This is a genomic window from Hydrogenophaga sp. GW456-12-10-14-TSB4 (genome assembly GCF_059424305.1).
In genome coordinates, this window is record NZ_JBWKZH010000081.1 from 1 (window position 1) to 23,277 (window position 23,277).

At 68.6% G+C, this 23,277-nt stretch carries 19 protein-coding genes; 8 read left to right on the forward strand and 11 right to left on the reverse strand.

The features are described from left to right. The 6 genes from AC07ZS_RS26250 to AC07ZS_RS26275 all read right to left on the reverse strand — a co-directional run. Positions 1–452: DUF3306 domain-containing protein (locus tag AC07ZS_RS26250; protein ID WP_494801395.1), on the reverse strand; the 452-nt coding region annotated here is incomplete at its 3' end. Between the two features lie 2 nt (positions 453–454). Beyond that, positions 455–1,081: a DUF3305 domain-containing protein gene (locus AC07ZS_RS26255; protein ID WP_494801411.1), complete on the reverse strand. Its 627-nt coding sequence runs from the start codon at positions 1,079–1,081 to the stop codon at positions 455–457. Between the two features lie 208 nt (positions 1,082–1,289). Continuing rightward, positions 1,290–2,591 (reverse strand): benzoyl-CoA 2,3-epoxidase subunit BoxA, encoded by a 1,302-nt coding sequence (gene boxA, locus AC07ZS_RS26260; RefSeq protein ID WP_494801396.1) that lies wholly within the window; start codon positions 2,589–2,591, stop codon positions 1,290–1,292. 133 nt (positions 2,592–2,724) lie between these two features. Beyond that, positions 2,725–4,152, reverse strand: a complete 1,428-nt coding sequence (boxB, locus tag AC07ZS_RS26265; protein WP_494801397.1) for a benzoyl-CoA 2,3-epoxidase subunit BoxB — start codon at positions 4,150–4,152, stop codon at positions 2,725–2,727. Positions 4,153–4,186: 34 nt separating this feature from the next. Then, positions 4,187–5,854, reverse strand: coding sequence for a 2,3-epoxybenzoyl-CoA dihydrolase (gene boxC / locus AC07ZS_RS26270; protein WP_494801398.1), 1,668 nt, complete (start codon positions 5,852–5,854; stop codon positions 4,187–4,189). A gap of 146 nt (positions 5,855–6,000) precedes the next feature. Beyond that, complete coding sequence (locus tag AC07ZS_RS26275) at positions 6,001–6,948, reverse strand: helix-turn-helix transcriptional regulator (RefSeq protein ID WP_494801399.1); 948 nt, start codon at positions 6,946–6,948, stop codon at positions 6,001–6,003. Between the two features lie 175 nt (positions 6,949–7,123). Between AC07ZS_RS26275 and AC07ZS_RS26280 the strand changes: the two genes are divergently transcribed. Together AC07ZS_RS26280 and AC07ZS_RS26285 are read left to right on the forward strand one after the other, a co-directional pair. Then, positions 7,124–8,701 (forward strand): 3,4-dehydroadipyl-CoA semialdehyde dehydrogenase, encoded by a 1,578-nt coding sequence (locus AC07ZS_RS26280; protein WP_494801400.1) that lies wholly within the window; start codon positions 7,124–7,126, stop codon positions 8,699–8,701. Positions 8,702–8,736: 35 nt separating this feature from the next. Further along, positions 8,737–10,308, forward strand: coding sequence for a benzoate-CoA ligase family protein (locus tag AC07ZS_RS26285; protein WP_494801401.1), 1,572 nt, complete (start codon positions 8,737–8,739; stop codon positions 10,306–10,308). A 60-nt stretch (positions 10,309–10,368) separates the two neighbouring features. Here the strand turns inward: AC07ZS_RS26285 and apbC are convergent, their stop codons facing one another. Then, on the reverse strand, positions 10,369–11,460 hold the full coding sequence (gene apbC, locus AC07ZS_RS26290) for an iron-sulfur cluster carrier protein ApbC (RefSeq protein WP_494801402.1): 1,092 nt from the start codon (positions 11,458–11,460) through the stop codon (positions 10,369–10,371). A 156-nt stretch (positions 11,461–11,616) separates the two neighbouring features. On the opposite strand from apbC, the gene metG reads away from it, so the two are divergent. Beyond that, the gene (gene metG, locus AC07ZS_RS26295) at positions 11,617–13,671 is read left to right on the forward strand and encodes a methionine--tRNA ligase (RefSeq protein ID WP_494801403.1); all 2,055 of its coding nucleotides are present in this window, start codon (positions 11,617–11,619) and stop codon (positions 13,669–13,671) included. A gap of 14 nt (positions 13,672–13,685) precedes the next feature. Then, complete coding sequence (locus tag AC07ZS_RS26300) at positions 13,686–14,426, forward strand: YoaK family protein (RefSeq protein WP_494801404.1); 741 nt, start codon at positions 13,686–13,688, stop codon at positions 14,424–14,426. Positions 14,427–14,435: 9 nt separating this feature from the next. Here the strand turns inward: AC07ZS_RS26300 and bamE are convergent, their stop codons facing one another. Next, positions 14,436–14,948 (reverse strand): outer membrane protein assembly factor BamE domain-containing protein, encoded by a 513-nt coding sequence (gene bamE, locus AC07ZS_RS26305; RefSeq protein ID WP_494801412.1) that lies wholly within the window; start codon positions 14,946–14,948, stop codon positions 14,436–14,438. A gap of 113 nt (positions 14,949–15,061) precedes the next feature. Between bamE and AC07ZS_RS26310 the strand changes: the two genes are divergently transcribed. The 4 genes from AC07ZS_RS26310 to nadB are packed head-to-tail and all read left to right on the forward strand — an operon-like array spanning position 15,062 to position 19,433. After that, positions 15,062–16,705, forward strand: coding sequence for a SulP family inorganic anion transporter (locus AC07ZS_RS26310; protein ID WP_494801405.1), 1,644 nt, complete (start codon positions 15,062–15,064; stop codon positions 16,703–16,705). A 59-nt stretch (positions 16,706–16,764) separates the two neighbouring features. Continuing rightward, the gene (locus AC07ZS_RS26315) at positions 16,765–16,977 is read left to right on the forward strand and encodes a DUF3460 family protein (protein ID WP_494801406.1); all 213 of its coding nucleotides are present in this window, start codon (positions 16,765–16,767) and stop codon (positions 16,975–16,977) included. Positions 16,978–16,989: 12 nt separating this feature from the next. After that, positions 16,990–17,838 carry a segregation and condensation protein A gene (locus tag AC07ZS_RS26320; RefSeq protein ID WP_494801407.1) on the forward strand — a complete coding sequence of 283 codons (849 nt, stop codon included), beginning with the start codon at positions 16,990–16,992 and terminating at the stop codon, positions 17,836–17,838. Beyond that, entirely contained in the window at positions 17,835–19,433 is a 1,599-nt protein-coding gene (gene nadB, locus AC07ZS_RS26325; RefSeq protein ID WP_494801408.1) for an L-aspartate oxidase, read from the forward strand. Before AC07ZS_RS26320 ends, nadB begins: the two co-directional genes overlap by 4 nt. A gap of 10 nt (positions 19,434–19,443) precedes the next feature. On the opposite strand, the gene pabB is transcribed toward nadB, so the two are convergent. From pabB to nadC, 3 genes are read right to left on the reverse strand one after another with little or no spacing between them, the layout of a single operon-like run. Next, a complete protein-coding gene (pabB, locus tag AC07ZS_RS26330) occupies positions 19,444–21,198 on the reverse strand; it encodes an aminodeoxychorismate synthase component I (RefSeq protein ID WP_494801413.1) in 1,755 nt (584 codons plus the stop codon). 20 nt (positions 21,199–21,218) lie between these two features. Further along, positions 21,219–22,331, reverse strand: a complete 1,113-nt coding sequence (nadA, locus tag AC07ZS_RS26335; protein ID WP_494801409.1) for a quinolinate synthase NadA — start codon at positions 22,329–22,331, stop codon at positions 21,219–21,221. Positions 22,332–22,357: 26 nt separating this feature from the next. Then, positions 22,358–23,221 (reverse strand): carboxylating nicotinate-nucleotide diphosphorylase, encoded by an 864-nt coding sequence (gene nadC, locus AC07ZS_RS26340; protein ID WP_494801410.1) that lies wholly within the window; start codon positions 23,219–23,221, stop codon positions 22,358–22,360. Positions 23,222–23,277: the final 56 nt, after the last annotated feature.

A 23,277-nucleotide genomic window follows, 5' to 3' on the forward strand; every position in this document is an offset into this window, starting at 1 on the left:
GGGTCGGCCTGTGGGGCAGCGGCGGGCTTGACCTCTTCAGGGTCGTCCACCAGTTTGAGGAACTGCGCGCCCACCATCTTGGCCATCTCGGTGGCCGTGATCGGGCTGGGCAGGGAGTAGTCGTCGATGTAGATGTCCAGCCCGTCCATCACGTTGTAGTGCGGATCGGTGAACAGCTTCTTGACCGCCGCGTTGCGCACGTCGGCGGGCACATGGCGGGCCACGAAGGCGGAGTAGTCCGATTCGGGCGTGAGGCGCGCCACGTCGTCCAGCGTGAGCGCGGGCGGCGATTCTGCAGGCGCTTCGGCCGGCACCGGCGCGGCAGCCACCTCGGGCGTGGCCGGGGACACCGGCACCACCGGCGGCTCGGGCGGCACCGCCTCACCGCCGCGCACCTGCACCTTGCGGCGCGACCAGCGCGAGAAGAAGTTGCTGTCGTCTTCGGCGGCCATGCTCATTCTCCCGACGGCCCGCCGCCGCGCAGCTTGCCGGTGCTGATGCGCACGGGCTGGCCGAAGCGGTCGGTCAGCGGCTTGAAGCTGTCGGGCCGCTTGCGGCGCTTGGGCTCGGGCTGGTAGGTGGCGTCGACGAAACCGCGCAGCCATTGCACCACCTCGTCGGGCGCGGCGACCTGGTCCACGCGCTCCTGCGCATCGAGCCAGCGGCCGGCGTCGTGGTAGCTGAGCGTGACGATCTGCGGCACCGCCATGGGTTCGCCATCGAGCAGGCGCGCTTCGTCGGCGCGCCAGAACACCCAGAAACAGGGGCTCGGTGCGTTGAGGTTCAGGAAGTAGCCCTCGGCGTCGTCGCGGAACAGCTCGACGCGAAAGCGGGGAAACAGCCAGTGCGTGGCCTGTGCGTCGGCGCCCTGGGGCTGCACCGGTTCCACCGCCTGCGGCTCGTGGCTTTCGTGCGCGGGCGCCGGGCCGGTCTCGTCGGGATCGCTGCGCACCATCACGTCGGCCAGCACCCAGCGCCAGGCCTGCCAGCGGCTCATGGGGCCGCTCACCGGCTCGCGCCGCATCACCACATCGACCTCGATGGCGGGTCGGCTGCGGGTGGTGGGCAACGTATGTTCAATCTTCATATGAAGATCGCAATGTAAGCCATCCACTTCGAGCGAGCGCAGTCTGCGCGGGATCACCCAGCCACCGACTGCGGCATGCGCGGGGAAACCCTGAGCGCTGGCACGCCAGCCACGCCAATCCAGGACACCGAGGAACCGGCTTTGCCGGGCCTCAGGTGTCGCCCCCTGGGGGGTGACGCGCCGCAGGCGCGGCGGGGGGGGGTCAGTAGGTTTCCAGGTGCAGGCGGCCTTCGCGCTTGAGCGCGCCGCCCACGGTGTCCCAGCTCAGGCCCGCGCCTTGTGCCACATCGCGCAGCGCCAGCACCACGCCCTCTTCCATGCTCTTCAAGCCGCAGACATAGAAGAAGGTGTTGGCGTCCTGCAGCAGCGCGGCCAGGTCGGCCGCGCGCTCGCGCATCACGTCCTGCACGTAGCGCTTGGGTTGGCCCGGCGTGCGGCTGAACGCAAAGTTGATGTCGATGAAGTCTTTCGGCAGGTTTTGCAGCGGGCCGAAGTACGGCAGCTCTTCCTGCGTGCGCGCACCGAAGAACAGCATGAGCTTGCCGCCCTCGAACTTGCCCGAGGCGCGCAGGCGCCGACGCCATTCGGTCATGGCGCGCATGGGCGCGCTGCCGGTGCCGGTGCAGATCATCACGATGTTCGAGCGCGGGTGGTTCGGCATGAGGAAGCTGGTACCGAACGGCCCGATCACTTCCACCTTGTCGCCCACCGCGAGGTCGCACATGTAGTTGCTCGCCACGCCGCGCACCGGTTCGCCGTCGTGGTCTTCGAGCACGCGCTTGATGGTGAGCGACAGGTTGTTGTACCCCGGGCGCTCGCCGTTGCGCGGGCTGGCGATGGAGTACTGGCGCGCGTGGTGCCGGCGGCCGATCTCGTCCACGCCCGGTGGCACGACCCCGATGCTCTGGCCTTCCAGCACCGGGAAAGGCATGGCGCCGAAGTCGAGCACGATGTGGTGGGTGTCGTAATCGCTGCCGGCGGTCTTGCCGACCTCGGTCACGCGCACATTGCCCACCACGGTGGCGGTCACGGTCTTCTGCGCGGCCTTGGGACCGTAGAGGTTGCTGTAGGCATGGGCGGCCGACCAGGGCGGCAGCGTCGCGCCGAAGGCCGACGAATTGAAGGCTTCCTCACCGCTGGGGTCTTTCGCCACCGCGGGCGCGGCAGCAGGCGGCGGGGCCACGGACACGTCGGCCTCGGCATCGGCCAGGCTTTCGAGCTCTTCGGGCGGCAGCTCGGCCGGCAGCGATTCCCAGGTGAGCTGCTCGGCGGTCGTGTAGGCGCGCACGCGCGGCATCATGCGCCAGTTGTCGATCGAGCCCGTGGGGCACGGCGAAATGCAGTCCATGCACAGGTTGCACTTCGAGGCATCGACCACGTAGTTGAGGTTGTCGTGCGTGATCGCCTGCACCGGGCAGATCGCTTCGCAGGTGTTGCAGCGGATGCAGATCTCGGGGTCGATCAGGTGCTGCTTGATGACAGCGGCTTCGGCAATGGCGTTCATGGCAAGTCTCCGATGGATCTAGAGACAGTGTAGGAGAGAGGTCATCAATTCAAGAACGCCGCGGGTCCGGGTTTCCCGGCCCGCAGGCGTTGCCCCCTGGGGGGTGACGCGCCGCAGGCGCGGCGCGGGGGGCTCAACCAAACCTTACGTACTCGAAATCGACCGGCTGGCGGTTGATGCCCATCACGGGCGGCGCGATCCAGCCGGCGAACTTGCCGGGATCGACCACACGGCCCATGAGCGAGGCGACGAAGGCGAAGTCTTCCGGCGTCGGCAGCCATTCGCTCTTCTTCGCGGCCCATTCGGCCTCGCTCACCACGCGGCCTTCGGGCGACATCTTGATGCCGGCGAGCGCGCCGATCTGGCGGTTGAAGGCCTTGTGCGGCACGGTCAGGCGCGTGGGGATGCCGGCTTTTTCCAGCACCTTGTTCCAGCGGTTCACGCCGGCCACGGAGTCGGCGATGAAGTCGTCGCGCAGCACTTCGTTGAGCGCGTTGAGCATGGGCACGTCCTTCTCGACGAGCTGGCCGTCCTTCACTTCGAGCACCTTGTAGGTCTGGCCCTTGAGCAGGTGGTCGTCGGTGCGCTTGCCTTCTTCGTAGCGGCCCTTGAGACCCGAGCTGTAGAAGATGGCGGCGTTGCTCGACTGGTCGGCGCCGAACAGGTCGATGGTGACGCTGTAGTGGAAGTTCAGGTAACGCTGGACGGTGCCCAGGTCGATGGCCCCGGCGGCGCGCACTTTCTGCGGGTCGTCGGTCTTGAGCTCGTTCATCACCTGCGCGGTGCGCGTCAGCACGCGCGAGACGCCGCTCTCGCCCACGAACATGTGGTGGGCTTCTTCGGTCAGCATGAACTTGGTCGTGCGGGCCAGCGGGTCGAACGCGGACTCGGCCAGGGCCGACAGCTGGAACTTGCCGTCGCGGTCGGTGAAGTAGGTGAACATGAAGAAGGCCAGCCAGTCGGGCGTCTTCTCGTTGAACGCGCCCAGGATGCGGGGGTTGTCCTGGCTGCCCGAGGTGCGCTGCAGCAGTGCCTCGGCTTCTTCACGGCCGTCGCGGCCGAAGTGCTTGTGCAGCAGGTAGACCATGGCCCACAGGTGGCGGCCTTCTTCCACGTTGATCTGGAACAGGTTGCGCAGGTCGTACATGGACGGCGCGGTCAGGCCCAGGTGGCGCTGCTGCTCGACCGAGGCGGGCTCGGTGTCACCCTGCGTGACGATGATGCGGCGCAGGTTGGCGCGGTGTTCGCCGGGCACGTCCTGCCAGGCCTTTTCGCCCAGGTGGTCGCCGAAGTGGATCTTGCGCTCGGCATCGCCCGGGTTCAGGAAGATGCCCCAGCGGTAGTCGCGCATCTTCACGTGGCCGAACTGGGCCCAGCCCTGCGGGTCCACGCTCACGGCGGTGCGCAGGTAGACCTCGTGGTTGGTCGAACCTTCGGGGCCCACGTCATCCCACCAGTTGATGAAGTTGGGCTGCCAGCCTTCGAGCGCGCGCTGCAGCGTGCGGTCTTCGCTGAGGTTGACGTTGTTGGGGATCTTCTCGCTGTAGTTGATCGAGCTCATGTCGTGCTTCCTCGGGTTCGGTGGCTGGAATGAATCAGACGCGGTTGAAATCGAAGGCGGCCTTGTCGCCCTTGCCATAGACCTTCAAGGCACCCTTTTCGCCGACGGCGTTGGGGCGGATGAAGATCCAGTTCTGCCAGGCGGTGAGGCGGCCGAAGATGCGAGTGGCCATGTTTTCCTTCTGCGCGAAACGCAGGTTGGCTTCCAGGCCGGTGAGCGCGTCGGGCGACATGGCCGCGCGCTCTTCGAGCGCCATGCGCACTTCGTCGGCCCAGTCGATGTCGTCGGGCGCGGCCGTCACCAGGCCCAGGGCCAGTGCGGCGTCGGCGTCCAGCGCCTTGCCGATGGCACCGCGCGCGGCTTCCATCGGGGCCGTTTCTTCATAGAAGCGGCGCTGCAGGCGCGACTGCTCGTTGACCATGGGCAGGAAGCCGAAGTTGAATTCGCCCAGTTGCAGCTTGGGCGCGGCATCGGCATCGTCGGGCAGGGCCAGCATGTAGGCGCGGTCGGCGCAGAAGGCCAGTTCGGCCAGCGCGCCGGCGAAGCAGGAGCCGGACTCGATCAGCGCGAACAAGCTGCGCGAGGACACGTCCAGGCGGGCGAAGGTGCGGCGCATCAGGCCCAGGGTCTCGCGCACCAGCCAGTGGTCCTTGTTCGCGAGCATCAGCGCGTCGCTGGCGAGCACGGCGGCGGCATCGCCTTCGGTCTTGAGCAGCCAGGTGCCGATGTCGAGTTCGTTGGTGCGCAGGCACAGGATGGCGTCGTCGAGTTCACGCGCCATCTGCAGCGGCCACCAGGCGGCGCCCGCGGCCTCGATGCCGGCGATGTCCTTCGGCTGCGCGCCGGTGGGCGCCTTCACCGTGAGGGTGACGTTGCGCTTGGCGCGGTCGATCGCCACGTTCACATACTGATAGCTGATGCCGTCGGCGCTGTCGGTGCGCGCCACGCGCGTCAGGGCCACGCCCTTGCCGGCGGCCGGGCGGTCGCTCTTGGCGGCCAGCGCGGCGGCGCGCTCTTTCACATGGGCGGCGAACTGCTGCGGCTTGGCGATCGAGTCGACCAGGCGCCAGTCCACGGCCTTCTGACCGCGCACGCCTTCGCTGGTGGTGCAGAAGATGTCGGCCAGGTCGTGGCGCACGTGGCGCTTGTCGGTCACGCGGGTCAGGCCGCCGGTGCCGGGCAACACGCCGAGCAGCGGCACTTCGGGCAACGACACGGCGGAGGAGCGGTCGTCGACCAGCACGATCTCGTCGCAGGCCAGGGCCAGCTCGTAGCCGCCGCCGGCGCAGGCGCCGTTGAGCGCGGCGACGAACTTCAGGCCGCTGTATTGGGAGGAGTCTTCGATGCCGTTGCGGGTTTCGTTGGTGAACTTGCAGAAGTTCACCTTCCAGGCGTGGCTGGAGAGGCCGAGCATGAAGATGTTGGCGCCGGAGCAGAACACGCGGTCCTTGCCGCTGGTGACGACCACGGTGCGCACCTCGGGGTGCTCGAAGCGCACGCGGTTGAGCGCGTCGTGCAGCTCGATGTCCACACCCAGGTCGTAGCTGTTGAGCTTGAGCTTGTAGCCGGGGCGGATGCCGGCGTCTTCGTTGATGTCGACGGCCAGGGTGGCCACATCGCCGTCAAAGGACAGCTTCCAGTGGCGGTACTGGCTGGGGTCGGTGCGGTAGTCGACGGCGGGGGGCGTGGCGGTGGCGCTCATGGGGGTGTCTCCGGGCAGGTGTCTGAGGTCGATGGCGGTCCGCAGGGGACTGCGGCGGGATCAGGCCCGATGACCTGCACTCAAACGCCGGTCCGAACCTGGTGATGTGAATAATAATTCACAAAGTCAGAAACGTCAATGCACTTTCATGCATGTTTTTCGTCAAGCCCGACCGCCTCGCGCACCTGGGCCCGCAGCGCATGAAAAGCGTCTTCCAGGTTGTAGGCGCTGGTGTCGAAGGCCATGTCGGCCTTGGAATAGAAGGCCGAACGCCCGGCCAGGATGCGCTTGAGATCCTCCATCGCCTCGCGGCTCGCGGCCATGGGCCGCAGGTCGCCCTGGGCCGCCACGCGGCCCATGTGGTCCGCCGGGTCGGCCTGCAGCCAGACCGTGGTGCAGTGAGACAGCAGCAGGTTGAAGTTGGCCGCGTCGGACACCAGACCCCCAGGGGTGGCGATCACCACCTCGGGGTAGATCTGGATCGCCTCTTCCAGTGCGCGCCGCTCATAGCGGCGGTAGGCCGGCGTGCCGTAAAGGGAGTGGATCTCGTTGATGCTGCAGCCGGCGAATTTCTCGATCTCGCGGCTGAGCTCGATGAAGGTGAAGCCCAGGTCGTCGGCCAGCCGCTGACCCAGGGTGGACTTGCCCGCGCCGCGCAGACCGATCAGGGCGATGCGGGCCTTGCGCCCGGGGTCGCCCCCGCTGGCGGCGCCGCCGCCGAGCAGGCTGCCGATGGCGATGCGGGCACGCCGCAGGTCGGCCTCGTTGCGCTTTTCCAGCAGCTCGCGGATCAGCAGCCATTCCGGTGAGCTTGTGCTCACATCACCCAGCAGCTCGGCCAGCGAACATTGCAGCGCCTGCGCCACCTGCAGCAGCACCAGGATGGAGGCATTGCCGGTGCCGTACTCGAGGTTGGCCAGGTGTCGCTCGGACACATCGGCCGCGACGGCCACCGCCTTGCGCGTCATCCCGCGCCGCGAGCGCAGGGTGCGCACGCGCTCGCCCAGCGCCACCAGAAAGGGGTGGCGCTCTTCTTCGGCACCGGGCTGCTTGGCCTCGCTGGCGGCCATCACGCCGGTCGCGTCGATGTCCATGGTGGGCTGACCTTTCTGTGGATCGGTTGGGCGGGAAAAACCCTTTGAGGGCTTGCCATTCGGCAAAACATGCACTTTAATGCACAATCCGCAAAACGCAAGATAGTGCATTTATAGCGCCATTCTCCCCCCGCGGCCAGTGCCCGGGGTCCGTCACCCACACCGAGACAAGCCCATGACCACCTCTTCCCTGCTCCCCAACTTCCTCGGCGGCCAATGGCAGACCGGCACCGGCGCGGGCACGCCCCTGTTCGACCCGGTGCTCGGCACCGAACTGGCGCGTGTGAGCAGCGCCGGGCTGGACCTCGCCGCCGGTTTCCGCTTCGCCCGCGAACAGGGCGGCCGGGCCCTGCGCGCCCTGAGCTACGGCGAGCGCGCCGGCCTTCTGGCGGCCATCGTCAAGGTGCTGCAGGCCAACCGCGACGCCTACTACGAGATCGCCACCGCCAACTCGGGCACCACCACCAAGGACTCGGCGGTGGACATCGACGGTGGCATCTTCACGCTGGGCTACTACGCCAAGCAGGGCGAAGCCCTGGGCAGCGCGCGCGCGCTGCTCGACGGCGAGCGCATCCGCATGGGCAAGGACCCGGTGTTCCAGACTCAGCACGTGCTGCAGCCCACGCACGGCGTGGCGCTGTTCATCAATGCCTTCAACTTCCCGAGCTGGGGCCTGTGGGAAAAGGCCGCGCCCGCCCTGCTCTCGGGCGTGCCGGTGATCATCAAACCCGCCACCGCCACCGCATGGTTGACGCAGCGCATGGTCAAGGACGTGATCGACGCGAACATCCTGCCGGTGGGCGCCCTATCGGTGGTCTGCGGCTCCTCCGCCGGCCTGATGGACCAGCTGCAACCCTTCGACGTGGTCTCGTTCACCGGCTCGGCCGACACCGCGCGCATCATCCGCAGCCACCCGGCCGTGGCCGAGCGCTCGGTGCGTTGCAACATCGAGGCCGACAGCCTCAACAGCGCCCTGCTCGACCCGGCTGCCACGGCCGACAGCGACGCCTTCAACCTGCTGGTGAGCGAGGTGGTGCGCGAGATGACGGTCAAGAGCGGCCAGAAGTGCACCGCGATCCGCCGCGTGTTCGTGCCGCGCGCGCTGTTCGATGCCGCCGCCCAGGCCATCGGCGCCAAGCTCACCAAGACCAGCGTGGGCAACCCGCGCAACGAGAGCGTGCGCATGGGCTCGCTGGTGAGCCAGGAGCAGAAAGCCAGCGTGCTCGAAGGCATCGCCAGGCTGCGCAGCGAAGCCGAGGTGTTGTTCGACGGCAGCGGCGCCGCTCTGGTGGACGCCGACGCGGCGGTGGCGGCGTGTGTGGCGCCCACGCTGCTGGGCTCGCGCGAACCCGCGAAGGCCAAGGTGCTGCACGAGGTCGAGGTGTTCGGCCCGGTGGCCACGCTGATGGCCTACGACGGCATCGAACAGGCCTACGAACTCATCCGCCGCGGCGAGGGTTCGCTGGTCTGCTCGGTCTACAGCGCCGACCCGGCCTTCACCGCCAGCGCCGCGCTCGAACTCGGCTCGGCCCACGGCCGGGTGCACGCCATCTCGCCCGACGTGGCGGCCAGCCAGACCGGCCATGGCAACGTGATGCCCATGTCGCTGCACGGCGGTCCTGGCCGCGCCGGCGGCGGCGAAGAACTCGGCGGCCTGCGCGCGCTGGGCTTCTACCACCGCCGCAGCGCGGTGCAAGCCAGCAGCGCCGCGCTGGACGCGCTGGCCGCCTCGGCGGTAGCCTTGAAATACTGAGTCCGAACCCCGCGAACCGCAGAGGAGACAACCCCATGGACACCACCGTCGCGCCGCCCTCCGAGCGCTTCAACTTCGCGCGCCACCTGCTGGAACTCAACAGCGGCCGCGCGGCCAAGACCGCCCTGATCGACGACCAGGGTCGGCTGAGCTACGGCGAGCTCGCCGACCAGGTGCGGCGCTTCTCCGCCGCGCTCAGCGCGCTGGGCCTGCGCCGCGAAGAGCGCGTGCTGCTGCTCATGCACGACAGCAGCGACTGGGTGGTGGCCTTCCTCGGCGCGCTGCACGCGGGTGTGGTGCCGGTGGCGGTGAACACCTTGCTGACCGCGCAGGACTACGCGTACATGATGGCCAACAGCCGCGCCCAGGCCGCGCTGGTGTCGGCCGCGCTGCTGCCCACGCTGCAGACCGCGCTCGACAACCTCAACGCCCAGGGCGGCCACGAGGTGAAACACGTCATCGCCTCGCGCGCCACCGGCGCCCTGCCCGACGGCGTGCACCACTTCGCCACCCTGGTGGGCAGCCACGCACCGGCGGCGCAGGCCGCCGACACGCACGGTGAAGAGCCCGCGTTCTGGCTGTATTCCTCCGGCTCCACCGGCGCCCCCAAGGGCACGGTGCACACCCAGGCTAACCTGTACTGGACCGCCGAGCTGTACGGCAAGGGCGTGCTCGCGCTGCGCGAGAACGACGTGGTGTTCTCCGCCGCCAAGCTGTTCTTCGCCTACGGCCTGGGCAACGCGCTGAGCTTCCCGCTCACCGTGGGCGCCAGCGTGGTGCTGATGGCCGAGCGCCCGACGCCGCAGGCCTGCTTCAAGCGCTTCAAGGACCAGCAGCCCACCGTGTTCTACGGCGCGCCCACCGGTTACGGCGGCATGCTCGCCGCCGCCGACCTCCCCCCAAAGAGCGAGGTGGCCCTGCGCCTGTGCTCTTCCGCCGGCGAGGCCCTGCCGCAGGACATCGGCCAGCGCTGGACGAACCACTTCGGCGTCGAGATCATCGATGGCATCGGCTCCACCGAGATGCTGCACGTCTTCCTCTCCAACCGCCCCGGCGACGTGCGCTACGGCACCACCGGCAAGCCGGTGCCGGGCTACGAGATCGAACTGCGCGGCGAGGACGGCCGGCCTGTGGCCGACGGCGAAATCGGCGACCTCTACATCAAGGGCCCGAGCGCCGCGCTGATGTACTGGAACAACCGCGGCAAGAGCCGCGACACCTTCCAGGGCGGCTGGACCAAGGCCGGCGACAAGTACACCCGCGACGCGGACGGCTACTGCACCTACGCGGGCCGCAACGACGACATGCTCAAGGTCAGCGGCATCTATGTGAGCCCGTTCGAGGTGGAAGCCACGCTGGTGCAGCACCCGGCGGTGCTCGAAGCCGCCGTGATCGGCAAGACCGACGCCGACGGCCTGACCAAGACCAAGGCCTTCGTGGTGCTCAAGGCCGGCGCGCAGGCCACCGAAGCCGAGCTGCAGGCCTTCGTGAAGGAAAAGCTCGCACCCTACAAGTACCCGCGCTTCATCGAGTTCCTGCCGGAACTGCCGAAGACCGCGACGGGCAAGATCCAGCGGTTCCGGCTGCGGGAGCGGGAGGCCGGCTGAGCCACCCAGGCTCCATGAAAAAAGCCGGCTGGCGCCGGCTTTTGTTGCGGCGAGAAGGCCTCAGGTGTCCTTTGAAATCTTGATCGAAGGGAACTTGCTGGAGAAGTCCTTGGACTTGGCGGCGATCTTGATCGCCACCTGCCGCGCCACACCCTTGTAGAGGTTGGCGATCTCGCCCTCGGGGTCGGCCACCACGGTGGGCATGCCGCTGTCGGCCTGCACGCGGATGCTCATGTTCAGCGGCAACGCGCCCAGGTAGTCCATGCCGTACTCGGCCGCCATCTTCTTGCCGCCGTCGGCGCCGAAGATGTGCTCCACGTGGCCGCACTTCTCGCACACGTGCACCGCCATGTTCTCCACGATGCCCAGGATGGGCACGCCCACCTTCTCGAACATCTTGATGCCCTTGCGCGCGTCGAGCAGCGCGATGTCCTGCGGCGTGGTCACGATCACCGCGCCGGTGAGCGGCACGCGCTGGCTCAGCGTGAGCTGGATGTCGCCGGTGCCCGGCGGCATGTCGACGATGAGGTAGTCGAGGTCGGTCCAGTTGGTCTGGCGCAGCAGCTGCTCCAGCGCCTGCGTGGCCATGGGGCCGCGCCAGATCATGGCTTCGTCGCGGTCGATCAGGAAGCCGATGGAGATCACCTGCACGCCGTAGTTTTCCAGCGGGTCCATGGTCTTGCCGTCCGAGCTCTCGGGCCGGCCTTCCACGCCCATCATCATGGGCTGGCTGGGGCCGTAGATGTCGGCGTCCAGGATGCCGACCTTCGCGCCCTCGGCGGCCAGCGCCAGCGCGAGGTTGACGGCAGTGGTGCTCTTGCCCACGCCGCCCTTGCCCGAGGCCACGGCGATGATGTTCTTCACGCTGGGCAGGAGCTGCACGCCGCGCTGCACAGCGTGCGCGGTGATCTTGGTGCTCATGTTGATCGACACGTTGTCCACACCGGGCACCGACTTGGCCGCGGCGATCAGCGCGCGGCGCAGCGCGGGCTGCTGGCTGCGGGCCGGGTAGCCCATTTCCACCTCGAACGAGACGTCGCCCTCGGCCACCTGCAGGTTTTTCAGCGCCTTGGTGGAGACGAAATCCTTGCCGGTGTTCGGATCGGTAACGGCTTGCAGCGCGGTCAGCAGTGCCTGGGAATCAACGGCCATGGAAAACGGTCTCCTGAGAGGGTGGGGATATCGGTGTCGTGGGGGAGCGAAAGCGTGGGGAAGTCTAACGTCACGCCCGGGTCAAGCGGATACACACAGGCGCCATGAGGGCATCGGCCCGTAAAATGACCGGTTCCCCGACAGAAAGCCTTTCCCATGAGCCAGCGACGCCTGTTCGTCACCACCGCCCTGCCCTATGCCAACGGCCATTTCCACATCGGCCACATCATGGAGTACATCCAGGCCGATATCTGGGTGCGTTTCCAGCGCATGCAGGGCCACGAGGTGAATTTCGTCTGCGCCGACGACGCGCACGGCGCGCCCATCATGATCGCCGCCGACAAGGCCGGCAAAACCCCGCAGCAGTTCGTGGCCGACATCGCCGCCGGCCGCAAGCCCTACCTGGACGGGTTCCACATCGGCTTCGACAACTGGCACAGCACCGACGGCCCGGAAAACCACGCGCTGGCCCAGGACGTGTACCGCGCGCTCAAGGCCAACGGCCTGATCGAGACGCGCACCATCGAACAGTTCTTCGACCCCGAGAAGAACATGTTCCTGCCCGACCGCTTCATCAAGGGCGAGTGCCCGAACTGCCACGCCAAGGACCAGTACGGCGACAACTGCGAGGTCTGCAGCAAGGTCTACAGCCCGACCGACCTGATCAACCCCTACTCCGCCCTGTCGGGTGCCAAGCCGGTGCTGAAGCAGTCGGAGCACTTCTTCTTCAAGCTCTCCGACCCGCGCTGCCTGGCCTTCCTGGACCAGTGGACCCAGAGCGGCGCGGTGCAGCCCGAGGTGCTCAACAAGATCAGCGAGTGGATCGAACCCGGGGAGGACGGCAAGCCCAAGATGGGCGACTGGGACATCAGCCGCGACGCGCCCTACTTCGGCATCGAGATCCCGGACGCGCCGGGCAAGTACTTCTACGTCTGGCTGGACGCGCCGGTGGGTTACCTGGCCTCGCTGAAGAACCTGTTCGACAAGACCGGCCGCGACTTCGACGCCTTCATGGCCGACCCGACCACCGAGCAGTACCACTTCATCGGCAAGGACATCATCACCTTCCACACCCTGTTCTGGCCGGCGATGCTGAAGTTCAGCGGCCGCAAGGTGCCCAACGCGGTGTTCGTGCACGGCTTCCTCACCATCAACAACGGCGAGAAGATGAGCAAGAGCCGGGGCACCGGCCTGGATCCGCTGAAGTACCTGCAGCTGGGCATGAACCCCGAGTGGCTGCGCTACTACCTGGCCGCCAAGCTGAGCAGCCGCAACGAAGACCTGGATTTCAACCCCGAGGACTTCATGCTGCGCGTCAACAGCGACCTGGTGGGCAAGTACATCAACATCGCCTCGCGCGCGGCCGGCTTCATCGCCAAGCGCTTCGACGGTCGCCTGGGCGAGGTGTCGGCCGACGGCGACGCGCTGCTTGACCACCTGCAGAGCGCTGCGCCCGGCGTCGCCGAGCTCTACGCCGAGCGCGAGTACGGCAAGGCGCTGCGCGAGATCATGCTGCTGGCCGACCGCGTGAACGCCTACGTGGACCAGAACAAGCCCTGGGAACTCGCCAAGCAGGACGGCATGGACGGCCGCCTGCACGACGTGTGCACCACCTGCATCGAGGCGTTCCGCCTGATCACGCTCTACCTCAAGCCGGTGCTGCCCGCGCTCGCCCTGCAGGTGGAAGACTTCCTGCAGACCGCCCCCCTGCAGTTCACCGACACCGCGCGCCTGCTCGGCAAGGGCCATGCGATCAAGGCCTACCAGCACCTGATGCAGCGCGTGGACGTGAAGCAGCTCGACGCCCTGTTCGAGCCCCCGCCCGCCCCGGTGCAGGCCGCGCCGGTGCCCGGTGGCGAGCCGCTCGCCGAGACCATCTCCATCGACGATTTCGCGAAGATCGATCTGCGCATCGCCCAGATCGTGAACTGCGAGGCGGTGGAAGGCTCGACCAAGCTGCTGCGCCTCACGCTCGACGTGGGCGAAGGCCGCACGCGCAACGTGTTCAGCGGCATCGCCAGCGCCTACAAGCCGGAAGACCTGGTGGGCAAGCTCACCGTGGTGGTGGCCAACCTGGCGCCGCGCAAGATGAAGTTCGGCGTCAGCGAAGGCATGGTGCTGGCCGCCAGCCACGCCGACGAAAAGGCCCAGCCCGGCATCCACGTGCTCAACCCCTGGCCGGGCGCCACGCCGGGCATGCGGGTGCGCTGAACGATCGGCTGCCCGTGTTCCCACCGATCCGGGGCTTCACCAGTCTGCAGCGCACGCCGCAGACCGACCTGAAGCTGGGCTCGGTGCTGGCGTTCGTGGCCGGGGCGGCCAACGCGGGCGGCTTTCTGGCCGTGGGCCGGTACACCTCGCACATGACCGGCATCGTGTCCTCGGTGGCCGACCACCTGGTGCTGGGCGAACTCACGCTGGCCCTGGCCGGCCTGGGCTCGGTGCTGGCCTTCCTGCTCGGCGCCATGACCACCGCCTGGCTGGTGAACTGGGGCCTGCGCCGCGAACTGCGCAGCGCCTATGGCCTGCCGCTGGTGCTCGAAGCCGCCGCGCTGCTGGTGTTCGGCCTGTTCGGTGCCGCCATCGGTTTCATGACGCCGGTCTTCCTGCCGCTCACGGTGGTGCTGCTGTGCTTCATCATGGGACTGCAGAACGCGGTGATCACCAAGATCTCGCGGGCGACCATCCGCACCACCCACGTCACCGGCCTGGTGACCGACCTGGGTATCGAGTTGGGCAAGCTGCTGTACGTGAACCGGCAACCGGGTGCAGCGCCGGTGCGGGCCCACCGTGGCCGGCTGCGCGTGCACAGCCAGCTGATCGCCTGCTTCTTCTTCGGCGGACTGGCCGGCGCGCTGGGTTTCAAGCACCTGGGCTTCATCAGCACCCTGCCGCTGGCGCTGATGCTCCTGCTGCTGGTGATGCGCCCGGCGCTGGACGACTGGCAGCGGCTGCGGGCCGCCTGAACCGCCCGCTCAGCGGCCCTGGTCCAGATCGGGATCGCGCGTCGACATCGTCGACACCACCTTCAGGTCCGGGTCGAACACCACGGTGAAGATCTTCGACGTGTCGGTCGAAGCCCCTTCGAGGTAGCGCCAGTCGTAGTGCGTCTCGCGCTTGAGCGGGTAGGTGGTGACCTTCATCGGCTTGCCCAGCATGCGGCGCACCGTTTCCATCGGCATGCCGGGCTGCACCTGGGCGAAGGTGCGCGGGGTAAGCACCTGGCGCAGCGCGGCCATCTTGCCGTCGGGGCCGATGGTGATCATGTAGTTCCGGTGGCCGGCGGGCTGGCGGTTGTACTCGTAGATCTGCGCGCCGTCCTCGCCCTCCCACACCGCCTCGGGGGCGCCGAAGCGCTCGCGCACGTCGGCCTCGGTGGACACGCCCTCTTCCAGCTCGCTGATGTTCTGCGGGTCACACGCCGCCAGCAGGCCGGCCAGGCCGAGCCCGCCCAGCAGCCCCAGCGCGCCACGCCACATCCTGCCCATCGCTGCTGTTCGCATGTCGGTCCTCGTCCAGATCAAAAGGCCAGTCTAATGCCCGACCCCCAGGCTCAAGCTTGGCGGGCGGCGCCAACGGTAGCCAAAGGTAACATCGGCCCATGTTCCAAGGCCTGCCGCCCCTGGCGCCGTTCCGCCCCCGCCTGCTGAAAGACCTGCAAGGCTACAACCGCGAGAAGTTCACGCGCGACGTGGGGGCGGGTGCCACGGTGGGCATCGTGGCGCTGCCGCTGGCCATGGCCTTCGCGATCGCCAGCGGCCTCAAGCCCGAGGCCGGCCTGTGGACCGCGATCATCGCCGGCTTCCTGATCTCGGCCCTGGGCGGCACCTCGGTGCAGATCGGCGGCCCGGCGGGCGCCTTCATCGTCATCGTCTACGGCATCGTCGAGCGTTACGGCGTGGCCAACCTGCTGATCGCCACCGCCAGCGCGGGCGTGCTGCTGTTCCTGCTGGGCCTGTTCCGGCTCGGCACGCTGGTGCGCTACGTCCCGGTGAGCGTGGTGATCGGCTTCACCAACGGCATCGCCGTGCTGATCGCCCTGTCCCAGGTGCGCGACGTGCTGGGACTGGAGATCGCCAGGATGCCGGGCAGCTTCTTCGGCCAGATGAAGGCGCTGGCCCAGCACATCGACAGCTTCAACCCCTTCGCCTTCGCGCTCGGCGGCCTGTGCGTGCTGGGCCTGTTCGTCTGGCCGCGCCTGTGGGCGGTGGACTTCCAGTTCCGCCGCCAGATCGAGAAGCTGGACCGGGTGAGCGCGCTCAAGGCCACCTCGCGCCTGCCCGGCCCGGTGGTGGCGCTGGTCACGCTCACGCTGCTGGCCTGGGCCCTGAGCCTGCCGGTGGAGACCATCGGCACGCGCTTCGGCGGCATCCCGCAGGGCACGCCGACCTTTGAGCTGCCCGACTTCTCGTGGGAGACCGTGCGCCTGCTGGTCACGCCCACGCTGACCATCGCGCTGCTGGGCGCCATCGAGTCGCTGCTGTGCGCGCGCGTGGCCGATCAGCTGGGCGACGCGCCCAAGCACGACCCCAACCAGGAGCTGATGGCGCAAGGCGTGGCCAACGCCGTGGTGCCCTTCTTCGGCGGCATGCCCGCCACCGGCACCATCGCGCGCACCGTGACCAACATCCGCTCGGGCGCCGCTTCGCCGGTGGCCGGCATGGTGCACGCGCTCACGCTGGCCGCCGTGGTGCTGGTGGCCGCGCCGCTGGCGTACCACATCCCGCTGGCGGTGCTGGCCGGCGTGCTGCTGTTCGTGGCCTGGAACATGGGCGAGTGGCGCGAGTTCGGCCGCCTGCGGCAGTTCAGCAACCACTACCGGCTGATGCTGCTGTCCACCTTCTTCGTCACCATCGTCTTCGACCTCACGGTGGCGGTCGAACTCGGCCTGGTGCTCGCGGTGGTGCTGTTCGTGCGCCGCCAGAGCGAGATCTTTCGCGCCGAACCGGTGGCGCGCACCGAGCAGCAGGCCACCTACAAGCTCTACGGCTCGCTGTTCTTCGGCGCCGTGGCCAAGATCGATCCGATCGTGGCCGAGGTGGAACAGGCCCCCACGCCGATCAACGTGATGCTGGACGCCAGCCACATGATCTCGCTCGACACCACCGGGCTGGACGCGCTGGAACAGCTGCACAAGGCGGTGCACAAGCGCGGCGGCCACCTGGGCATGGTGGGCCTGCACGCCCAGCCGCGTTCGCTGATCGAACGCTCCGGCTTTGCCGGGCGGCTGAACACGTTCCAGTGAGTCCCGGGGCGGCCCGGTAAAATCGCCGTTTTCCCCTCCGCGCACCCACCGAGAACGCCATGTCCTTCTTCCGCCGCCCCGACTACCAATCCGACACGACGCAGTTCATCGAACAGCTCAGGGCCGGCAAGCCGGGGCTGGAGCAGTCGCAGCGCCAGGGGCGTGCCCTGCTCTGGGACAAGCAGATCGACCGCGAACTCCAGGCCGAAGCCGAGGCCGCCCGCGTGCCCCAGCAGCCCTACGTCTACCAGACCGGTTCCGACCACGCCTGATCGGCCCCCGGCATGAGCGATCCGCACACGCTCAACGAGGCCCCGCAGGGCCTGGACGAGGTCCTGCCGTCGGTGGTGGACCACGTGGCGCTGGCGCGGCTCTACGGCGAACCGCTGTTCGCCATGCCGCGCGACCTGTACATCCCGCCGGACGCGCTGCAGATCTTCCTGGAGGCCTTCGAGGGCCCGCTGGACTTGCTGCTCTACCTGATCCGCAAGCAGAACTTCAACATCCTCGACATCCCGATGGCGGCGGTGACGCGCCAGTACCTCACCTACGTCGATGAGATCCGGGCCAGCAACCTGGAGCTGGCGGCCGAGTACCTGCTGATGGCGGCCATGCTGATCGAGATCAAGTCGCGCATGCTGCTGCCGCCCAAGAAGACGGCCGAAGGCGAGGAGCCGGAAGACCCACGCGCAGAGCTGGTGCGCCGCCTGCTGGAATACGAGCAGATGAAGCTGGCCGCCCACCGCCTGGCCGACAGCCCGCAGTACGGCCGCGACTTCCTGCGCGCCCAGGTCTATGTGGAACAGGCCCTGGTGCCGCGCTTCCCCGACGTGAACGCGATCGACCTGCAAAGCGCCTGGCGCGACATCCTCAAGCGCGCCAAGCTCGTGCAACACCACAAGATCAGCCGCGAGGAACTCTCGGTGCGCGAGCACATGAGCATCGTGCTGCGCCACCTGCAGGGCCGCAAGTTCGTGGAATTCGGCGAGCTGTTCGACCCTTCGCTGGGCTCGCCGGTGCTGGTCGTCACCTTCATCGCCATGCTCGAACTCGCCAAGGAAACGCTGATCGAGCTGACCCAGGCCGAGGCCTTCGCCCCCATCTACGTCCGTCTCGCCTACACCCCTGCATGACCGACCCACACCGCTTCGACGTCCTCATCATCGGCAGCGGCCTGGCCGGTCTCACCGCCGCGCTGCACCTGGCCAAGACCCACCGTGTGGCGGTGATCACCAAGCGCGCGCTCAGCGACGGCTCCAGCAACTGGGCGCAGGGCGGCATCGCCGCCGTGCTGGCCGAAGGCGACAGCGTGGCCTCGCACGTGGAAGACACCCTGGTGGCGGGCGCCGGTCTGTGCGACCTGGAAGCCACGCAGTTCACGGTGGAAAACGCCCCCGCGGCCATCGCCTGGCTGCAGGAACTCGGCGTGCCGTTCTCGCTGGAAGACGGTGAGCTGCACCTGACCCGCGAGGGCGGTCACAGCCACCGCCGCATCGTGCACGCGGCCGACGCCACCGGCGCGGCCGTGCAGGCCACGCTCATCGAGCGTGTGCGCGCCACGCCCGAGATCCGGCTGTTCGAGCACCACATGCTGGTCGACCTCATCACCGACCGCAAGCACCCGGGCGCCGACGGCCAGCCGCGCTGCTTCGGCGCCTATGTGCTCGACACCGAGCGCGACGAGGTCCTGACCTTCAGCGCCACCTATACGGTGCTGGCCACGGGCGGCGCGGGCAAGGTCTATCTGTACACCACCAACCCCGACACCGCGACCGGCGACGGCATCGCCGCGGCCTGGCGCGCCGGCTGCCAGGTGGGCAACATGGAATTCATCCAGTTCCACCCGACCTGCCTGTACCACCCGCACGCCAAGAGTTTCCTCATCACCGAGGCGGTGCGCGGCGAAGGCGGCCACCTGAAACTGCCGCCCCACCTGGGCAGCCACCGATTCATGCCCGACCACGACCCGCGCGCCGAACTGGCGCCGCGCGACGTGGTGGCGCGCGCGATCGACTTCGAGATGAAAAAGCACGGGCTGGACTGCGTGCACCTGGACATCTCGCACCAGCCACCCGAGTTCCTGCGCGAGCACTTCCCCAACATCCTCGCGCGCTGCGCCGAGCTGGGCATCGACATCACGCGCGAGCCGATCCCGGTCGTGCCGGCCGCGCACTACACCTGCGGCGGCGTGGTGACCGACCTGGCCGGCCACACGGACATCGCCGGCCTGTACGCGGTGGGCGAGACCACCTGCACCGGCCTGCACGGCGCCAACCGCCTGGCCAGCAACTCGCTGGTGGAGTGCATGGTGTTTGCCCAGGGTGCGGTCAACGCGATCCGCAGCGCGCCGCCGGCCCCTGCCGCGCCGGCCGCGCCCCTGTGGGACGAGAGCCGCGTGACCGATGCCGACGAGCAGGTGGTGATCTCGCACAACTGGGACGAGCTGCGCCGCTTCATGTGGGACTACGTGGGCATCGTGCGGACCAACAAGCGGCTGGAGCGCGCGGCGCACCGCATCGAGCTGCTGCAGCGCGAAATCCAGGAGTTCTATTCGCAGTTCCACGTCACGCGCGACCTGCTGGAGCTGCGCAACCTGGTGCAGGTGGCCGACCTGATCGTGCAATCGGCCCTGCTGCGCCACGAGAGCCGGGGCCTGCACTTCAGCCGCGACTACCCCGGGTTGCTGCCCGAGGCGAAACCGACGATTCTGGTGCCGCCGGGGCGCTGAGCCCCCGACCTCAGGCCGCGGTGTCGAGCACCGCCGGCAACCAGCCGCGCAGGCTGTTGAGGAACGCGATTTCGCGCACCTGCGCCAAGGCGGCCACCGGCACCACCGCTTCACACAGGCGGCCTTCGTCGAGCGCCACCCGCCGACCGATGCCGGGCAGCAGGCCGCAGCTCAGGGCGGGCGTCACCCAGGCCCCGTCGTCGAAGCGCAAGGCCACATTGCCGCGCGTGCATTCGGTCAGCTCGCCGTCGTCGTTCCACAGCAGCGTGTCGAACACACCGGGCAACGCCCGCTCGGCCGCCTCGTAGGCCGCACGGCGGGTGGTCTTGTGGCGCACGAAGGTCGAATGCGCCGCCAGAAACGGCCGCTCGGCCAGCACCAGGCGCACCGGCCCGGGCGTGGGCGCCATGGCGTGCGCGGTGGCTTGCACGCGGCCATCCCGCCCGCCCAGCACGCGCACGCGCCACAGCCCCGCGGGGTGCGCTGCGGCCAGCGCCGGCAAGGCCTCGTTCCAGGCCGGCACCGGGCAGGCGAACCCGAAGCTTCGCGCGGCCTGCGCCATGCGCTCGCGGTGGTGCGCTTCGTGGCGCCACCGGCCGTGGTCGAGCAGCAGGGTCTCCAGCAGATCGAACGGTTCGGCCGCGCGCGCGGCGAAAGCCGCCTTGTGGTGCCATTCGCGCCATTCGGCCCGCGCGCTGGAACCCGCCGTGATGCCGCTGCCCACCCCGAGACTCAAGGCGCTGCCGCGCACGACCACAGTGCGGATGCCGACGTTGAAGGTGGCACCGCCGCCAGGGCGCAACACGCCCACGGCACCGCAGTACACGCCGCGCGGATCTGGCTCGTGCCGTGCAATGCGCCGCATCGCCTGGCGCTTGGGCGCACCGGTGACGGAGCCGCAGGGAAACAAGGCCCGCAGCACGTCCATCAGCTGCGTGCCCGGGCGGGTGCGCGCGCGCACGTCGGAGGTCATCTGCCACACGGTGGGCAGGGCCTGCACGTCGAACAGGGCCGGCACCTGCACCGAGCCCGGCACCGCCACGCGCGAAACGTCGTTGCGCAGCAGATCGACCACCATCACGTTTTCGGCGCGCTCTTTGGGACTCGCGGCGAGCTGTGCGGCCTGCGCCGCGTCGTCGCGCTCATCGAGGCCCCGCGGCGCGGTGCCCTTCATCGGGCGCGTGAGCAGCGTGTCGCCGTCCCAGTCGAAGAACAGCTCGGGCGACACGCTGAGCACCTGCTGCCCGCCGCTGTCGATGAAGGCCGCGTAAGCGGCCGGCTGCTCGCGCCGCAGCGCGTTGAACAGCGCCAGCGCACCACCCTGCGTCAACTCACCGCGCCAACGCCCGGTGTGATTGACCTGGTAGGTCTCGCCGGCCTCGATGGCCTGCTTCAGTTCGGCGAGGACGGTGTCGAAGTCCCCGCGCGCGCAGGGCGCATCCGCCCAGGTGGCGCGCACGGCGGTGTCGTCCAGGCCGGTCGCCGCATCGCCGGCGGCCAGAGGCGCCTCGTGCACACCGAACCAGGCCAACGGTCCGTCGGGCGCATGCGTGGGCAAGGCGGGGTCGAACGCGCCGGCGGCTTCGTAGGACAACCAGCCCACCACCCACGCCCCGCCCTTCGCCGCGGCTTCGGCGGATTCGATCAACCGCTGAACGTCGGACAAGCTGTCGGCCTGCAACACGGCGCTCGGCGCACCGAAGTCGAGCTGCAGCGGGCCCTGCCGCGCCAGGCCACTCGCCTCGAAAGCAACCCGGGCCTGCACGCGCCCGGCGTGCCCGGCCCTCACGCGGCGCCGATGTTCGGAACGAGGGCGCCCGGGTTCTGGCCGTTGCGTTGCGCGGCGGTGAAGGCCAGCATGCGGTCGATCGGCCGGCGCGCCAGCGGAATCAGCGCCGGGTCGACGTGGATCTCGTTGAGGCCTTTTTCCAGGATCTGCGCCACGCCCGCCAGGCCGTTCATCGCCATCCAGGGGCAGTGCGCGCAGCTCTTGCAGGTGGCGCTGTTGCCGGCGGTGGGTGCCTCGATGAACACCTTGCCCGGGTTCTGCTGGCGCAGCATGTGCATCATGCCGTTGTCGGTGGCGACGATGAACTCCGGCGCGTCCAGCGTGCGCGCGGCCTTCAGGATGGCCGAGGTCGAGCCCACGGCATCGGCCAGCGCGATCACGTCGGCCGGGCTTTCCGGGTGCACCAGCACCTTGGCCCGGGGGTGCTCCTTCTTGAGCGCTTCGAGCTCGAAGGCCTTGAACTCGTCGTGCACGATGCACGAGCCGGTCCACATCACCATGTCGGCCCCGGTCTCGCGCTGGATGTAGGCCCCCAGGTGTTTGTCGGGCGCCCACAGGATCTTGTGGCCCTTCTCCTTGAGCGCGTGCACGATGTCGAGCGCGCAGCTGGAGGTGACCAGCCAGTCCGAGCGCGCCTTCACGGCCGCGCTGGTGTTGGCGTACACCACCACGGTGCGATCGGGGTGGGCGTCGCAGAAGGCGTTGAACTCGTCGATCGGGCAGCCCAGGTCGAGCGAGCAGTTGGCGTCCAGGTCGGGCATGAGCACGGTTTTTTCCGGGCTCAGGATCTTGGCGGTCTCGCCCATGAAGCGCACCCCCGAGACCACCAGCGTGGTCGCCGCGTGGTCGCGGCCGAAGCGCGCCATTTCCAGCGAATCGCTCACGATGCCGCCAGTCTCCACGGCCAGGTCCTGCAGGTCAGGGTGCACGTAGTAGTGCGACACCATGACCGCGTTGCGCTCCTTCAGCAACTGGCGGATGCGCTCCTTGAGCGCGGCGCGCTGCTTCGGGCCCGGTTCGACCGGCACGCGCGCCCAGGCGTGCTGCGTGGGGCAGGCCGGCTGTTCGTATTCGACGTCGATGACGGCGCTGGAGTCTGGGGTATTCATGTCGGTGTCGGTAAGCCTGGGGCGCCTCAGAGTGCCTGGAAGCGCATGGAAAAGTCGGTGGCCTTCACGTCCTTGGTCAGGGCGCCGATGGAGATGCGGTCGACCCCGGTTTCTGCAAGGGCCCGCACGGTGTCCAGGTTCACGCCCCCGGAGATTTCAAGAATCGCGCGGCCGGCGTTGAGCCTTACCGCCGCGTTGAGCGTGGGAGCGTCCATGTTGTCGAGCAGCACCATGGTGGCACCGCAGGCCAGGGCTTCCTCGAGCTGGGCCAGGGTCTCGACCTCGATCTCGACGAAACGCGCCTCGGGCGCGGTCTCGCGCACGCGTTGCAGCACCTGGGCCACGCCGCCGGCGGCGGCGATGTGGTTTTCCTTGATCAGCACCGCGTCGTACAGGCCGATGCGGTGGTTCACGCCGCCGCCGGTCTTCACCGCGTACTTCTGCGCCAGGCGCAGGCCGGGCAGGGTCTTGCGCGTGTCCACGATCTGCGCCCGCGTGCCGGCCACGGTGTCCACGAAAACCGCGGTCTTGGTGGCCACGGCCGAGAGCAGTTGCAGGAAGTTGAGCGCGGTGCGCTCGGCCGTGAGCAGCGGCTGCGCGCGGCCTTCGATCGAGAGCACGGTCTGGTCGGCGGCGCAGCGCTGGCCTTCGCCCACGTGCCAGGTCAGCGTGGCCTGGGGGTCGAGCGCCTGCACGGCGGCCTCCACCCAGGGCGTGCCGCAGATCACGGCCGCCTCGCGCGCCAGGATGCGGGCCCGCGTGGGGCGCTGCGCGTCCACCAGGGCGGCGGTCAGGTCACCCGCGCCCACGTCTTCGGCCAGCGCCAGCGCCACATCGCGCCGGGCCAGCTCCTGCACGTCGGCCAGGGTGAATTCAGAGAGGTGTTTCATGGGGCGCAAGCATAGCGGTTTGGACTATAGTGCCCGATTCTCACCCACCCCCAACC

Excerpts from the sequence above, each read along its gene's own strand:
- boxA (WP_494801396.1), bottom strand. The coding sequence starts at position 2,591 with ATGAACGCCATTGCCGAAGCCGCTGTCATCAAGCAGCACCTGATCGAC.
- boxB (WP_494801397.1), bottom strand. The coding sequence starts at position 4,152 with ATGAGCTCGATCAACTACAGCGAGAAGATCCCCAACAACGTCAACCTC.
- boxC (WP_494801398.1), bottom strand. The coding sequence starts at position 5,854 with ATGAGCGCCACCGCCACGCCCCCCGCCGTCGACTACCGCACCGACCCC.
- AC07ZS_RS26275 (WP_494801399.1), bottom strand. The coding sequence starts at position 6,948 with ATGGACATCGACGCGACCGGCGTGATGGCCGCCAGCGAGGCCAAGCAG.
- AC07ZS_RS26280 (WP_494801400.1), top strand. The coding sequence starts at position 7,124 with ATGACCACCTCTTCCCTGCTCCCCAACTTCCTCGGCGGCCAATGGCAG.
- AC07ZS_RS26285 (WP_494801401.1), top strand. The coding sequence starts at position 8,737 with ATGGACACCACCGTCGCGCCGCCCTCCGAGCGCTTCAACTTCGCGCGC.
- apbC (WP_494801402.1), bottom strand. The coding sequence starts at position 11,460 with ATGGCCGTTGATTCCCAGGCACTGCTGACCGCGCTGCAAGCCGTTACC.
- metG (WP_494801403.1), top strand. The coding sequence starts at position 11,617 with ATGAGCCAGCGACGCCTGTTCGTCACCACCGCCCTGCCCTATGCCAAC.
- bamE (WP_494801412.1), bottom strand. The coding sequence starts at position 14,948 with ATGGGCAGGATGTGGCGTGGCGCGCTGGGGCTGCTGGGCGGGCTCGGC.
- AC07ZS_RS26310 (WP_494801405.1), top strand. The coding sequence starts at position 15,062 with ATGTTCCAAGGCCTGCCGCCCCTGGCGCCGTTCCGCCCCCGCCTGCTG.
- AC07ZS_RS26315 (WP_494801406.1), top strand. The coding sequence starts at position 16,765 with ATGTCCTTCTTCCGCCGCCCCGACTACCAATCCGACACGACGCAGTTC.
- AC07ZS_RS26320 (WP_494801407.1), top strand. The coding sequence starts at position 16,990 with ATGAGCGATCCGCACACGCTCAACGAGGCCCCGCAGGGCCTGGACGAG.
- nadB (WP_494801408.1), top strand. The coding sequence starts at position 17,835 with ATGACCGACCCACACCGCTTCGACGTCCTCATCATCGGCAGCGGCCTG.
- nadA (WP_494801409.1), bottom strand. The coding sequence starts at position 22,331 with ATGAATACCCCAGACTCCAGCGCCGTCATCGACGTCGAATACGAACAG.
- nadC (WP_494801410.1), bottom strand. The coding sequence starts at position 23,221 with ATGAAACACCTCTCTGAATTCACCCTGGCCGACGTGCAGGAGCTGGCC.